This window comes from Mesoflavibacter sp., from assembly GCF_964226795.1.
Lineage (GTDB): Bacteria > Bacteroidota > Bacteroidia > Flavobacteriales > Flavobacteriaceae > Mesoflavibacter > Mesoflavibacter zeaxanthinifaciens.
Genome location: NZ_CAXQQP010000006.1, coordinates 42161 through 55786 on the forward strand (window position 1 = coordinate 42161; position 13626 = coordinate 55786).

General features: G+C 30.6%; 16 protein-coding genes. 7 read left to right on the forward strand and 9 right to left on the reverse strand.

Translation table 11 applies throughout. The features are described 5' to 3' along the window. Positions 1–15: 15 nt before the first annotated feature. A complete protein-coding gene (locus ACEQT4_RS03955; protein WP_370226110.1) occupies positions 16–474 on the reverse strand; it encodes a low molecular weight protein-tyrosine-phosphatase in 459 nt (152 codons plus the stop codon). Positions 475–486: 12 nt separating this feature from the next. Next, positions 487–1914 (reverse strand): chromosomal replication initiator protein DnaA, encoded by a 1428-nt coding sequence (gene dnaA / locus ACEQT4_RS03960; protein WP_027878736.1) that lies wholly within the window; start codon positions 1912–1914, stop codon positions 487–489. Positions 1915–2100: 186 nt separating this feature from the next. On the opposite strand from dnaA, the gene ACEQT4_RS03965 reads away from it, so the two are divergent. Further along, the gene (locus tag ACEQT4_RS03965; protein ID WP_370226112.1) at positions 2101–2505 is read left to right on the forward strand and encodes an acyl-CoA thioesterase; all 405 of its coding nucleotides are present in this window, start codon (positions 2101–2103) and stop codon (positions 2503–2505) included. Here ACEQT4_RS03965 and ACEQT4_RS03970 read toward each other — a convergent pair. Genes ACEQT4_RS03970 through ACEQT4_RS03990 form a run of 5 tightly spaced genes read right to left on the reverse strand, consistent with a single transcriptional unit; the run spans position 2502 to position 6044 of the window. Beyond that, positions 2502–3119: a YigZ family protein gene (locus ACEQT4_RS03970; RefSeq protein WP_370226114.1), complete on the reverse strand. Its 618-nt coding sequence runs from the start codon at positions 3117–3119 to the stop codon at positions 2502–2504. The genes ACEQT4_RS03965 and ACEQT4_RS03970 overlap by 4 nt on opposite strands. 3 nt (positions 3120–3122) lie before the next feature. Further along, positions 3123–3986 (reverse strand): EamA family transporter, encoded by an 864-nt coding sequence (locus ACEQT4_RS03975; protein WP_370226115.1) that lies wholly within the window; start codon positions 3984–3986, stop codon positions 3123–3125. Continuing rightward, positions 3986–4597: an HAD-IA family hydrolase gene (locus tag ACEQT4_RS03980; RefSeq protein WP_370226116.1), complete on the reverse strand. Its 612-nt coding sequence runs from the start codon at positions 4595–4597 to the stop codon at positions 3986–3988. The genes ACEQT4_RS03975 and ACEQT4_RS03980 overlap by 1 nt, the downstream gene beginning before the upstream one ends. Before the next feature lie 3 nt (positions 4598–4600). Then, positions 4601–5587, reverse strand: coding sequence for a bifunctional diaminohydroxyphosphoribosylaminopyrimidine deaminase/5-amino-6-(5-phosphoribosylamino)uracil reductase RibD (ribD, locus tag ACEQT4_RS03985; RefSeq protein WP_370226117.1), 987 nt, complete (start codon positions 5585–5587; stop codon positions 4601–4603). A gap of 1 nt (position 5588) precedes the next feature. Next, positions 5589–6044, reverse strand: a complete 456-nt coding sequence (locus tag ACEQT4_RS03990) for an LEA type 2 family protein (RefSeq protein WP_370226119.1) — start codon at positions 6042–6044, stop codon at positions 5589–5591. A 65-nt stretch (positions 6045–6109) separates the two neighbouring features. Here ACEQT4_RS03990 and ACEQT4_RS03995 point away from each other — a divergent pair, with 65 nt between their 5' ends. From ACEQT4_RS03995 to ACEQT4_RS04010, 4 genes are all read left to right on the forward strand, one after another. Next, positions 6110–6601, forward strand: a complete 492-nt coding sequence (locus ACEQT4_RS03995) for a GNAT family N-acetyltransferase (protein ID WP_027878743.1) — start codon at positions 6110–6112, stop codon at positions 6599–6601. A gap of 7 nt (positions 6602–6608) precedes the next feature. Next, entirely contained in the window at positions 6609–7496 is an 888-nt protein-coding gene (gene prmC / locus ACEQT4_RS04000; protein ID WP_370226121.1) for a peptide chain release factor N(5)-glutamine methyltransferase, read from the forward strand. Positions 7497–7514: 18 nt separating this feature from the next. Then, complete coding sequence (ligA, locus tag ACEQT4_RS04005) at positions 7515–9509, forward strand: NAD-dependent DNA ligase LigA (protein ID WP_370226123.1); 1995 nt, start codon at positions 7515–7517, stop codon at positions 9507–9509. A 253-nt stretch (positions 9510–9762) separates the two neighbouring features. Further along, entirely contained in the window at positions 9763–10479 is a 717-nt protein-coding gene (locus ACEQT4_RS04010; protein WP_370226124.1) for a hypothetical protein, read from the forward strand. Here ACEQT4_RS04010 and ACEQT4_RS04015 read toward each other — a convergent pair. Both ACEQT4_RS04015 and ACEQT4_RS04020 read right to left on the reverse strand, forming a co-directional pair. Then, entirely contained in the window at positions 10469–11386 is a 918-nt protein-coding gene (locus tag ACEQT4_RS04015; protein WP_370226125.1) for a bifunctional UDP-sugar hydrolase/5'-nucleotidase, read from the reverse strand. The genes ACEQT4_RS04010 and ACEQT4_RS04015 overlap by 11 nt on opposite strands. A gap of 2 nt (positions 11387–11388) precedes the next feature. After that, entirely contained in the window at positions 11389–12045 is a 657-nt protein-coding gene (locus ACEQT4_RS04020; RefSeq protein WP_370226127.1) for a 5'-nucleotidase C-terminal domain-containing protein, read from the reverse strand. Positions 12046–12215: 170 nt separating this feature from the next. Between ACEQT4_RS04020 and ACEQT4_RS04025 the strand changes: the two genes are divergently transcribed. Together ACEQT4_RS04025 and dapA are read left to right on the forward strand one after the other, a co-directional pair. After that, positions 12216–12731, forward strand: a complete 516-nt coding sequence (locus ACEQT4_RS04025; protein WP_370226128.1) for a hypothetical protein — start codon at positions 12216–12218, stop codon at positions 12729–12731. Between the two features lie 2 nt (positions 12732–12733). Further along, positions 12734–13621, forward strand: a complete 888-nt coding sequence (dapA, locus tag ACEQT4_RS04030) for a 4-hydroxy-tetrahydrodipicolinate synthase (RefSeq protein ID WP_370226130.1) — start codon at positions 12734–12736, stop codon at positions 13619–13621. Positions 13622–13626: the final 5 nt, after the last annotated feature.

Genomic DNA, 13626 nt, shown 5'->3' on the forward strand with positions numbered 1-13626 from the left:
CCTAAAAGTAACAAATTATGATGATGTATTTATTCGTTTTGCAATAATTTCACAAGCATTATCTAGCATATTGTAAACATTTTCAAAACCTTTTTCGCCACCATAATAAGGATCTGGTACATCTAAGTTTTTATCAGGAAAACTTTCATTTAAAATAAGTTTTACTTTTTCTTTTTGTTGATCATTTTCTGCTAGTGCAATTATATTTTGATAATTTGAGTTATCCATTGCATAAATGATATCAAAGTCTTCAAAATCTTGCTTGTTAAATTTTCTTGCGCGTTGGTTAGTGATATTTAATCCATTTTGACTTGCAACAGCAATCGATCTTGGATCTGGTTTATTACCAACATGATAAGCTGCTGTACCAGCAGATTCTACAATAAAATTAGAATCTAATTTTGATTTTAGGATACCTTCAGCTAGAGGAGAACGACAAATGTTTCCTAAGCAAACCATTAAAATTTTAGTCATGGTAATTGTAAATTATACCGAAAGCTTTTTAGTTAAATCCTCTACGTATTTTCTAAATTGCTTGTCTGTAGATGATAAGTTGTCTACTGTTTTACAAGCGTGTAATACTGTAGCATGATCGCGCTTTCCTATTTGAGATCCAATACTTGCTAAAGAAGCTTTAGTAAACTTTTTTGCAAAGAACATAGCCAATTGTCTAGCTTGTACAATGTGACGTTTTCTTGTTTTAGATTGTAAAGTGTCTACATCCATTTGGAAGTAATCTGATACAATTTTCTGTATGTAATCTATTGATACTTCGCGTTTTGTGTTCTTTACAAACTTTTCTACAACTTGTTTAGCTAAATCGATATTTACTTCCTTTTTGTTGAAAGAAGATTGAGCAATTAAAGAAATTATAGCACCTTCAAGTTCTCTAATATTGGTTTTTATATTTTTTGCAATATATTCTACAATATCGTCAGGCATTTCAACACCATCTCTATAAAGCTTGTTCTTTAAGATAGACACTCTGGTTTCAAAATCTGGTGTTTGTAGCTCTGCAGATAATCCCCATTTAAAACGAGATAATAAACGTTGTTCAATATCTTGCATATCAACAGGCGCTTTGTCGCTTGTTAAAATAACTTGTTTTCCGTTTTGATGTAAATGATTAAATATATGGAAGAATACATCTTGCGTACCCGATTTACCAGATAAGAATTGTACATCATCAATAATTAACACGTCTACCAATTGGTAAAAATGTATAAAATCGTTTCTGTTATTTTTCTTTACTGAATCTATATATTGTTGTGTGAATTTTTCAGCTGAAATATATAAAACAGTTTTTTCTGGATACTTATCTTTAATATCAACACCAATAGCGTGAGCAAGGTGAGTTTTACCTAATCCAACACCTCCAAAAATTAAAAGAGGATTAAAAGATGTACCTCCTGGTTTTGCAGATACAGCCAATCCTGCACTTCTTGCTAAACGGTTAGAGTCACCTTCTAAAAAGTTATCAAAATTATAATTAGGATTAAGCTGAGATTCTATCTTAACGTTTCTAATACCAGGAATTACAAATGGGTTTTTTAACTCTGGATTTTTATTGTTTAACGGTACATCAACATCTTGAGATTTTACAGCACTTCTATTTGTACTAGGTATCTTTTCTGTAAAAGGTTGCTTGTTACCGTAGGTGTTTTCCATTTTTATAATGTAAACCAACTTTGCTGTTTCTCCTAGTTCTTTGGTAAGTGCTACTTTTAGTAACTTAACATAATGCTCTTCAAGCCACTCGTAGAAAAATTTACTAGGTACCTGAATACTTAAAGCATTATCAGTTAGTTTAACTGCGACTATAGGTTCAAACCAAGTTTTGTATGCTTGAGGTTGGATATTATCTTTTATAAATTGTAGACAGTTATTCCATACCGATTGCGCAGTTACACTCATAATACTATTAAACGTTGTTTTTGTTAGTTAAAAAAAGACCTTAAGAGTTAGAGAAAAGCCTTTAGATTTACAGCTGGACAAATATGTGAACAAAATTCTAAAAAAAAAAATGAAACAGTGTTGAATTTCTAGTTTTTTTTTCTCATGTTAAACCAGATTTCTAAACTACAAAAAAATATTGATTAAATGGCTATAAAACCAGATGAAATTGAAATAAGAGTTAGATATGCAGAAACCGACCAAATGGGTGTTGTGCATCACGGTAATTACGCATTATATCTAGAGATGGCAAGGATTGAATGGTTGCGTAAACTAGGAATTTCTTACAAAAATATGGAAGAAAACGGTATAGGTTTGCCTGTTGTTTCTTTATCTATAAATTTTAAAAAATCAGCATTTTATGATGATGTAATTAAAGTCAAAACTCAGCTTAAAAAACAACCAACAGCTTTAGTTAATTTTGACTATATATTAACCAATCAAAATGACGAATTATTATGTACAGCAGAAGTTGTTTTAGCATTTATGGATATGAAAACTAAAAGACCTACGCGTCCGCCTAAATATTTTTTAGAAGCATTAAAAAATTAGTTGTCTAATTCTTTAATTTCTACTTCGTAAATACTATCAAAAATAGATGCTATCGTACTAGCATCTTTTTTTCTTACTGAAATAGTAATTTGGCAATCTAATTCTAATTTCTGGTTGATAATATTTAGATTTTTCTCTTTAATAACACGCATCACCTTATTCATGTTTTTATAATCAAATGTGATTACAAAATCTACATTTATGGTTTTAGTTACTATTTTACAAGCCTCTAATGCCATTTGTGCTGTGGTTTTATAAGCGTTTATTAATCCGCCAACACCTAATTTTACACCACCAAAATATCTAACAACTACAATTAGTACATTGTTAACTTCAAAAGATTGAATTTGACCATAAATTGGCATTCCTGCACTATTATTAGGTTCGCCATCATCATTGGCGCGGTATATTAAATCAGGTTCTTCAAATCCAATTTGATATGCATAACACCAATGTCTAGCGCTGTGATGTTGTTTTTTTAGATTTTCGATGTGAGCTTTAACTTCATCTTCATTTTTTACAGGAAATGCATACCCAAAAAACTTAGAGTTTTTGTCTTTAAAAAGTACTTCGTCATTTGGTTTTACAATGGTTTTGTAAGTATCGTTTTCCATAAATTAAGCTAAAGTCACTAATATAATAGATATAATTGCAATAGCAATTCCTGACCAGTTTTTTATAGATAATTTTTCTTTAAAAAATAACAATCCAACTAAGGTTGAAAGCATTACAATAGCTACATTATTAACAGTGAAAATGGTCGAACTTTCAAAATTTTCGGCATCTAAAGCCTTTAATAACATGTAAATAGAGTAGTAGTTTACTATACCTAAAATAAATCCAGAAAGTATTGCTTTTTTGTCAAAAGTAAATTGTTTTTGTATCGCTTTCGCGGAAATAAAGCTAACACCTATTAATCCAGCCATCATAAATATACATGCCGAAAATATTGGGATATCGCCATCTGGAATAAAATTAGTTTCAATATATTTTATGGATGTATCAATAACACCAGATCCAAAAAATAACAATAACGGAAGCCAAAGTCCTTTTAAAGCAAAACCAGTTTCGGTACGCTTTTTAACCGACGCTAAATACACAGCAACTAATGCTAATAAAATACCAACTGCTTTTTGCAAACCCAAACTTTCATTATAAGCAAAAAGTCCGAATATTATGGGAATGATCACACTCATTTTACTAGCAACAGACGCAACCGAAATCCCGTTACGCTGCGCAGTTAAAGCCATAACGTTAAAAATTGAAATAAATAAAACGCCTAAACCAATTGCGCCATAAAACCATTTGGATTGGATAATTTCGGAAGTGTTTATTGGCTGACTGTAACTAATAACACCTAAACTAAATGCAGTAAAGTAATTAAATACAATAGTTTGCAGCGTATTTATTTTAAACTTACCAACTAAAGTAAAAATGATAAATATTAATGTTGAAGCTAGTATGCTAAGCAGTAAATACATTAAAATAAGTCCTTTTTAATTGTAAAAATATCAACAATATCTTCAGTAGCTGGATTGTTATTCCAAACATTAATTCCTAATTGTTGTGCAGTTTGTGTGTTTTCTAAAGTGTCGTCAATAAAAAGACATTCTTCTGCATTCAGTTTATTTTCAGTTAATACAAAATTGAAAATATCTGCATTGGGTTTTCTTAAATTAATTTCGTGAGACAGATAAAATTGGTCAAAGCAATTTTTAAAGTCTTCATAAAAAGACACATTCTTTTTAATGTAATCTATATGAAGCTCGTTAGTATTACTTAACAATATTAATTGATAATTGTTGTCTTTTGCTAATTGTTTGATAAACTGTAATCTATGTTCTGGGAAATCTTTAATAATGTGATTCCAAATAGATTTTAATTCGTCTTTATTCAATTTAGGAAAGTTATCTGCGTAAAAGTCTAAAAACTCGTCTGTAGAAATTAAACCTTGTTCATACAAAGCGTTTATAGATTGAAGTTCTTCGTCTAATTCTTTAATTTCAAATTTTTCTAAAGCTAATTTTAAAGCGCCTTCTTTATCTAAATTGATAAATACGTCTCCAAAATCGAATATGATGGTTTTAATCATTTATTAATTGTTTTCGTTTTTGTAAATAGACAACGTGTCTTCTAAAATATGAGACTTTTCAATAAGTTGTCCATTAAGTTTTGGTGCTTTTACACCAGATTTAAATGTTGTTTTTCCTTTAAAAACTCGTGCTTCGTCCCAAAGGTTTTCATCAATAAACAGTTGTAATGTTCTTGCGCCACCTTCAATAATTACTGAATTTATTTCAGCTTTAAATAATCTGTCGCAAATAGCTTTTGCAGTTGTGTCTTTAAAGGTTAAAGTTTCAGCTTTAGCATTAAAAACTGAAAAAGTTTGATCCAAACTTTCGTTTTTATCTAATACAATTCGTGTTGGATTATTTCCAGTCCAATCTCTTACCGTTAATGTAGGATTGTCTTGTAAAACTGTGTTTGTGCCAACCAAAATAGCTTGTTCTTCGGCGCGCCATTTGTGCACTAATTGCCTAGAAAATGTATTGGTAATCCAAACTGGTGCTTGTTTGTCTCTTTGGTTTGGTGCGATAAAACCATCTTCGGTTTCTGCCCATTTTAAAATAATATAAGGTCGTTTTTTATTATGAAATGTAAAAAAACGTTTGTGATGCGCTTTGCAATCTTCTTCGCAAATACCAACTCTAACTTTGCAGCCAGCTTCCATTAATTTTTTAATGCCTTTTCCAGCAACTTCAGGATTATCATCTACGCAACCAATAACCACATTTGGGATTTTATGATGAATAATTAAATCGCTACAAGGTGGCGTTTTTCCGTAATGGCTGCAAGGTTCTAAAGTTACATAAAGCGTTGCTTTTTGTAGCAAACTTTTATCGGCTACTTTATTTATAGCATTTACTTCGGCGTGATTACCGCCATAAGCGCTAGTAAAAGCTTCGGCAATTATTTTATTATCAACCACAATAACACAACCAACCATTGGGTTTGGACGTGTTGTTCCTAAACCGTTTTTGGCAATTTGTAAAGCGCGTTGTATGTAAAATTGATCGTTCAAATTATAGTTTGATTTTTACGTTATCAATAACATCTACGTGGTATTTGTGCGAAAATCCCATGATTTTATAATCAATATCACCAACGTACTGTACTTTCATGTTTTTGGTTAATAAGCTACCTAAAATACTGCTTAAATTTTTATCACTAAATAAACTATCTGTTGGGATTTTTGCGCGTAACGGAATGGTAAATTTATCTTTTGCAGGCACGTTAAAACTTTCGGTAGTTACAGACGAGATTTCGTTATTATTAATAATGACCTTAAGATCATCGGTTTTTAAAGTACCGCCAATATCGTTAGGATTTAAAAATTCGGCTTCCGCTTTTAGCGTAATAAACTTAGAATTAGAATCTTCAACCTCAATAGTATTTACGCCAATAAATTCTGGTGTTTCGTTAACTGTGCAGTTAAAAAAACAAGCCAATATTGTTAATAAGAATAACGCTTTCTTCATTGCTCTGTGATTAGGTTTGTTGTATCTTCAACCTCTAAAAATTTGTGTAAAAATAGCATTTTAAAGTGAGTAATTCGACTATTGAAATAAGAGAAATCCAACCAGAAGATAATAAGCAAATGGAAGCTGTAATTCGAGAAGTTTTTATAGAGTACAACTTGCCTTTAGTCGGTACAGCTTACGCCGATGCCGAAACGCCAAAAATGTTTGAATCTTACGCAGGCGATAAAGAAGTGTATTTTGTGGTTACTGTAGATGGAAAAGTTGAAGGTGGCGGCGGACTTAAACCGCTTAACAACGCACAAAACGAGGTTTGCGAAATCCAAAAAATGTATTTTTCTAATCGCTTACGCGGAAAAGGTTACGGCAAAAAACTATTTTTAAAATGCCTAGAAACCGCTAAATCTTATGGATTTAAAAACGCGTATTTAGAAACTATCCCAGAGCTTAAAGAAGCGATACATATTTATGAAACGAATGGTTTTAAGTTTTTAGATGGACCTTTAGGTGATACCGGTCATTTTAATTGCGGAGTTTGGATGTTGAAAGATTTATAATAGTTTGATGAAATTAAAAGATTTAAAACAAAAATTTCACGAGCATTTAGATGCAATTTACGGTAAAGAAGAAGTGCAAACTTTTTTCTTTATGCTTACAGAATACTACAATGCTATTAAACGTATTGATTTAGCTTTAAACACAGAGTTGACTATTGAAGATGACTTTGTTTTAAAGTACGAAAGTGCTTTAAAAGCCTTAAAAAATCATGAACCAATACAATATATTATTGGACAAACTGAATTTTATGGATTGCCATTTTATGTTAATAAAAACACATTAATACCAAGACCAGAAACTGAAGAATTGGTTGAATTAATTTTATCAAATACCAATGCTAATAGTCAACTTGAGAATATTGAAGGTAATAACCAATTTAATATTTTAGATATTGGTACAGGAACAGGTTGTATCGCTATTAGCTTAGCAAAACAATTGCCAAATGCTAATGTTTCTGCGATAGATGTTTCTGCAAAAGCGTTAGAAATGGCAAACAAAAACGCACAACTAAACCAAGTAGATATTAATTTTATTGAAAATGATATATTAAAAATCTGTAATTCTGAACTTGATTCAGCAACCAAATTTGATATTATCGTTTCCAATCCGCCATACGTTAGACAATTAGAAAAGCAGCAAATGCAAGACAATGTGCTTAACCACGAGCCACATTTGGCTTTGTTTGTCGAAGATGAAAATCCGCTAATATTTTATAGAGCCATTACACAGTTTGCGACTATAAATTTAAAACCAAATGGCGAGCTGTATTTTGAAATAAATGAATATCTTGGAAAAGAAATGATGGCACTTTTAGAAGAATTTGGCTTTAAAAACATTAAGTTAAAGCAAGATCTTTTTGGGAAGGATAGAATGATTTGTGGTGTACTAAAATAAAGAACAAGTGACAAACCAATGAATATAAAACAGCAAATAACCCAACTACGTGACGAGCTTCGTCAGCATAACTATAATTACTACGTACTTGATAATCCAACGATTAGCGATTACGATTTTGATATTAAATTAAAAGAATTACAAGCTTTAGAAGCAGCGCATCCAGAGTTTTATGATGCAAATTCGCCAACCTTGCGTGTTGGTGGCGAAGTGACTAAAAACTTTAAAACTGTTGTACATGCACACAGAATGTATAGTTTGGATAATTCGTATTCTTTAGAAGATTTAAAAGATTGGGAAACTAGAATTAAAAAGTTGGTAGATGGTGATGTGCAATACACTTGCGAGCTTAAATATGATGGTGCATCTATAAATTTAACTTATAAAAACGGTACGTTAGTGCAAGCTGTTACACGTGGCGATGGTGTGCAAGGTGATGATGTGACAGCAAATGTAAAAACCATAAATTCAGTACCATTACAATTAAAACCGCCATTTCCTGAGCAATTTGAAATTAGAGGTGAAATCGTACTTCCGTTTGATGGATTTAACAAAATGAATGAAGAGCGAATCGCTAACGGAGAAGAACCATATAGAAATCCGCGAAACACAGCATCTGGAAGTTTAAAACTACAAGATAGCGCCGAAGTTGCAAAGCGTCCGTTAGACTGTTTATTATATGGATTGGTTGGAAGTAATTTCAATTTTACAACGCAATTTGAAAGTTTAGAACGCGCCAGACAAATGGGTTTTAAAGCACCAAAAGAATCTAAATTATGCAATACAATAGATGAAGTTTTTGAATTTATAAACCATTGGGATCAAGCAAGACATGAGTTGCCTTACGAGACAGATGGAGTTGTCGTAAAAGTCAATAGTTTATACCAGCAAGAAGAATTAGGTTTTACTGCAAAAGCGCCACGTTGGGCAATAGCATACAAATTTAAAGCAGAGCAGGTAAGTACTGTTTTAAACGAAATTACCTATCAAGTTGGTCGTACTGGCGCCATTACACCTGTAGCTAATTTAGAGCCAGTCGAATTGGCAGGAACCATTGTAAAACGTGCGTCTTTACATAACGCAGATCAAATTGAAAAACTTGATATTAGAGTAGGAGATACGGTTTATGTAGAAAAAGGAGGCGAAATTATCCCAAAAATTATAGCGGTTAATTTAGAAGAACGACCAGTAGATTCTAAACCAACAGAATACATCACCAACTGTCCAGAATGTAATACACCTTTAGAACGTATTGAAGGCGAAGCCAAGCATTATTGTCCAAATTATAATGGTTGTAATCCTCAGATAATTGGAAGGATACAACATTATATTTCAAGGAAAGCAATGGATATTGAAGGTTTAGGAGGAGAAACCGTTGCGCTTTTAGTTAATGCTGGATTGATCAATAACTTTGCAGACTTATATGAGTTAACCAAAGAAGACATTCTTCCTTTAGAGCGAATGGCAGAAAAAAGTGCCGATAATTTAATCGCTGGTATTGAGGCTTCAAAGCAAATACCGTTTGAACGTGTATTGTTTGCAATCGGTATTAGATTTGTAGGTGAAACTGTTGCTAAAAAACTAGCAAAACATTACAAATCTATTGAAGCTTTACAAAATGCAAGTATTGAAGAATTGGTTAATGTAGATGAAATTGGAACTAAAATAGCAGAAAGTGTCGTCGATTTCTTTTCAAATGAAGAAAATCAGAAAAGCATTAGTCGATTAAAATCTTATGGAGTTCAGTTAGAAATTTCAGCAGAAAAATTAGCTAATCAAACCAATAAGTTGGAAGGGAATATCTTTGTCGTTTCAGGTGTGTTTTATCAAGTGTCTAGAACAGAACTTAAAAAGCTTATTGAAGATAATGGAGGTAAAGTATCTTCATCAATTTCATCTAAAACAAATTATATAGTTGCAGGCGATAAAATGGGACCAAGTAAAAAGGAAAAAGCCGAAAAAATAGGTGTAGAGATTATTAGCGAGGAAGACTTTTTATTAATGATTAAATAGTAGGAATTTTCTTCAGAAAAACATAATTGTGGTAAAAACTGTAAAATTATCATATTTTTATATTTATAGTTAATTTTTTAATTTATATTCATTTTTATAGTCTTTAAAATGTATTTGTTGGTTTAAAATTGTCTTTTGTTGTTTTTTATTGAATATTAATAAATGTTTTTTCGTTCAAAATAATCGATAAAATGCAATTTTATTTGGTTTAAATGTGTTTTAATAATACATTTGTGAACCAAAGTTACAATTAATGAAGTTAAGCAAATACAAAACCATAACTTTAACACTAGTTATCTTGGTTGTAATATCATTACTTGGTAATTTATTTCAGAATAATGTTCTGTCAGAAATTGCTTGGGTATTAATATTGCCTACGCTTATCTTTTTTTATACTTCATATAAAAGTAAAAAAAGCATTTTGTTTATTGTTTTTTTATCAGGTTTTGCAATTTCAGAAATATTAAAACTTTGGTTTATAACTTCAGAAGTAATTTATTATTACTCATCTTATGTTTTTATTATGTTAGCTTACTCCAGCTTAATAATTTTATTTATTAAGGGCATTAAATTTAAAAAGCTAATAAAGTATTTTAAGTTTCATTTAATTATTCTTGTAGCATTTAATTTGTATATTTTATATACATTAAATGAAATGATTCTTCAAGATGAAACATTAGAGGTTAATACAATTATTTTCTATGTAGAAGTCATGTATAATGTGCTTATTTTATTGATGTTGTCAACATCCTTAATGTATTACCTTCATAATTTAAATAAACAATCTTTATTATTGTTTTTGGCTTGTGTTTGTATTGTTTTTTCAGAAATGATTCAAGTAGCTTATGTATTTATTACAGCAGAAATTTTCCTAAAAATGATATATTCAATACTTATGGCTATTGGTTTTGGGCTTATTTATTATTATACATTAATTGACGTAAAAAGAAGACAGCTAATTACACAATAATAGATGTGCCGTTAGCAGATTTACTATTGTCTGCATCAAAATAAAAGTCTATTTTACCTAAGTTTATACCGTAACAACCTACCTGGTTTACAAGTACATTTTTGCCTTCTAAATTTTTTGCAACAGTTGGTTTTGGTAAAAACGTATGTGTATGACCACCAATAATTAAATCTATGTTTTTGGTTGACTTTGCTAGGTTTAAATCGCTAATTTTTTCTGGAGATTTGCTATAATGGTAACCTAAATGTGATAAGCAGATAATAAGATCGCATTGCTCTTGGTCTTTAAGTATTCTAGTCATTTCTTGAGACGTTTCAATAGGGTCTAAGTACACTGTTTCTTTATACATTTTTTTGTCTACTAAACCATCTAATTTAATACCAATACCAAAAACACCTATTTTGATACCGTCTTTAATAAATATTTGATACGGTTTTGCATGTGTATCCATCACGGTGTTTTTAAAATCGTAATTGGCGCTAATAAACTGAAAATTAGCATGTGGTAATTGTGCGTAGAGTCCGTCAATACCATTGTCAAAATCATGATTTCCTATAGTGGCAGCATCATATTTAAGTTTGCTCATAAGTTTAAATTCTAATTCGCCTCCATAATAATTAAAGTAAGGTGTACCTTGAAAAATATCTCCCGCATCAAGAAGTAATGTATTTGGATTTTCTTTTCTGATATTTTCAATTAGAGTAGCACGCCTAGCAACACCACCTTGGTTTGCGTTACGACTATCATCAGGACCAAAAGGATCTATATGGCTATGTACATCGTTAGTATGTAAAATAGTAATTTTTTTAGTAGAAGAACCTGCTGCAAACGAAGAAAATCCATATCCTCCAATAGTTGCAAGTGCTGTCGCTGCTGTTGCTTGTTGTATAAAATCTCTACGTTTCATGCTTATTGTATTTGGGTAAATCTATCGTCTAATTTTGGATTTATGGTGTCTACTTTTTTAAAGTAGTCAATCATTGCGTTTCTTATTTTATAGTCTAAAGTGTAGACAGTGTCATTGGTTTTAAAAAACTTCATATTATCACCACCATTGTATAAATAATCATTAGTAGCTACATAATAAGTCTTATTACTATCTATTTTTTCTTTGTTAATTAAAGCTTCAACTATATTATAATTTTTATCTAAGGTTAATTTTAAGCCTTCAATAGGATGCGCTTTTTTTGCTTTGCTTAGATAATAAACTAAGCTGTCTATTTGTTGTCCTTTTAAAGCTACTACAACTATACTGTTTTCAAAAGGCATGACTTGATAAGCTGTTTCTGTAGTAATATTTCCTTTGTTAATAGCAGCTCTAATTCCACCATGATTTAGTAAAACCATGTCAATGTTTTTTCCTGTTCTTTTATTAAAAATAGGATTACCTTCTTCTAAAACAATATGCGCCATCAAATTACCAATTGCAGTATTTAAATTTCCGTCTTTTTTGTGGTAAGTTTTTGGTGCGTAAGACAACACTTTGCTCATGTCTTTTTCAAGGTTGTCTCTAAAAGGTTTTATAAAATCATCAATTTCTGTATCTAAAGCAATACTGTCTGACACAGGGATTTGTTTACCTTTAATTTTACTTAAATGATGCTCTTGTTTACAAGAAAACAAAAGACATATAATAGCTATTATTAGAAAGGAATTTTTTTGCATAATAATGTTGAAAAATTTCAAGTTAAATTCATGATACAATTACTACATTTGCATCAAAGCAATAAAGATAAATGATTTTAAAAGGTTTAAAAGAAAAATCTAATAAAAACTACATTGATAAATGTGTTAAAAATCGAGTAATGGTTTCTAACAGTAATATTATCAAAACAGTAGGATTTATAGTAGACGATTCTGAATTTTTAGACCTTGATTGGATTAATAAATTATCAGAAGTTTTAAAAGTAAAAAAAGAAGACTTCGAAATATTAGCTCTAACAAATCCAAAACTTAAAACCGAAAGTATTTATCCAAATACATTTTCAAGAAAAGATTTAGGTTGGAAAGGAAACGTAAAAACCGAAACCTTAAAATCATTTCTTAACAAAAAAAGTGATTTGCTTATAAGTTATTATATTTCAGATAAACTTCCTTTAGTGTTTGCTACAGCAACAAGTGAAGCCAAATTTAAAGTAGGTCTTATAGAAGAAACAAATGTTAATGATTTAGTCATTAAAACAGATATAAACGACACATCAACTTTTGAAAACGAGTTGGTAAAATATTTACGCATTTTAAATAAATTATAGTTATGAATAACCCTTTTTTAGGAACAGGAATTGCAATTGTGACACCATACAACCAAGATGGATCGGTAGATCATGAAGCATTAAAAAAGATTGTAAATTTTAACGTAGAAAACGGTACAAATTACATAGTAATTAGTGGTACAACAGGAGAAAGTGTTACAATTACCAAACAAGAAAAAAAGGAGATTATAAAAACTGTAAAAGAAGCTAATGCTAACAGATTACCACTAGTTTTAGGTATTGGAGGTAACAACACAGCAGCAGTTATTGAAGAGATAAACGCAACAGATTTGTCAGATTTTGCTGGTATTTTATCAGTATCTCCATATTACTCAAAGCCAACACAAGAAGGTATGTATCAACATTTTAAAGCAATTGCAGAAGCTTGTCCCGTACCAATTATACTATACAATGTACCTGGTCGTACCGCAAAAAATATGGAGCCAGCAACAGTTTTAAGATTAGCTAATGATTTTGAAAATATAGTAGCAGTAAAAGAAGCTGGTAATAACCTACAGCAGTATTATGAATTATTAAGAGATAAACCAGAAGATTTCTCTATAATTTCAGGCGATGACGATTTAGCTTTAGGTGTTGTTTTAGCAGGTGGAGCAGGAGTTATTTCTGTTATTGGTCAGGCGTTTCCAAAGGAATTTTCAAAAATGATACAATTAGGATTAGAAGGTAAAGCAAAAGAAGCTTACAATATTCATTATAAATTAATGGAAATTGTTGGTTTAATTTTCTCTGAAAACAACCCAGCTGGTATTAAAGCAGTTTTAAAAACTTTAGATTTATGCTCTGATAAAGTAAGGTTGCCATTAGTTGAAGCATCATCAGAATTAAAAAACAAGATAGAAAGTTTTGTTTCAGCATTTTATAAAAGTTAAATAAT

Excerpts from the sequence above, each read along its gene's own strand:
- ACEQT4_RS03955 (WP_370226110.1), bottom strand. The coding sequence starts at position 474 with ATGACTAAAATTTTAATGGTTTGCTTAGGAAACATTTGTCGTTCTCCT.
- dnaA (WP_027878736.1), bottom strand. The coding sequence starts at position 1,914 with ATGAGTGTAACTGCGCAATCGGTATGGAATAACTGTCTACAATTTATA.
- ACEQT4_RS03965 (WP_370226112.1), top strand. The coding sequence starts at position 2,101 with ATGGCTATAAAACCAGATGAAATTGAAATAAGAGTTAGATATGCAGAA.
- ACEQT4_RS03970 (WP_370226114.1), bottom strand. The coding sequence starts at position 3,119 with ATGGAAAACGATACTTACAAAACCATTGTAAAACCAAATGACGAAGTA.
- ACEQT4_RS03975 (WP_370226115.1), bottom strand. The coding sequence starts at position 3,986 with ATGTATTTACTGCTTAGCATACTAGCTTCAACATTAATATTTATCATT.
- ACEQT4_RS03980 (WP_370226116.1), bottom strand. The coding sequence starts at position 4,597 with ATGATTAAAACCATCATATTCGATTTTGGAGACGTATTTATCAATTTA.
- ACEQT4_RS03990 (WP_370226119.1), bottom strand. The coding sequence starts at position 6,044 with ATGAAGAAAGCGTTATTCTTATTAACAATATTGGCTTGTTTTTTTAAC.
- prmC (WP_370226121.1), top strand. The coding sequence starts at position 6,609 with ATGAAATTAAAAGATTTAAAACAAAAATTTCACGAGCATTTAGATGCA.
- ligA (WP_370226123.1), top strand. The coding sequence starts at position 7,515 with ATGAATATAAAACAGCAAATAACCCAACTACGTGACGAGCTTCGTCAG.
- ACEQT4_RS04010 (WP_370226124.1), top strand. The coding sequence starts at position 9,763 with ATGAAGTTAAGCAAATACAAAACCATAACTTTAACACTAGTTATCTTG.
- ACEQT4_RS04015 (WP_370226125.1), bottom strand. The coding sequence starts at position 11,386 with ATGAAACGTAGAGATTTTATACAACAAGCAACAGCAGCGACAGCACTT.
- ACEQT4_RS04025 (WP_370226128.1), top strand. The coding sequence starts at position 12,216 with ATGATTTTAAAAGGTTTAAAAGAAAAATCTAATAAAAACTACATTGAT.
- dapA (WP_370226130.1), top strand. The coding sequence starts at position 12,734 with ATGAATAACCCTTTTTTAGGAACAGGAATTGCAATTGTGACACCATAC.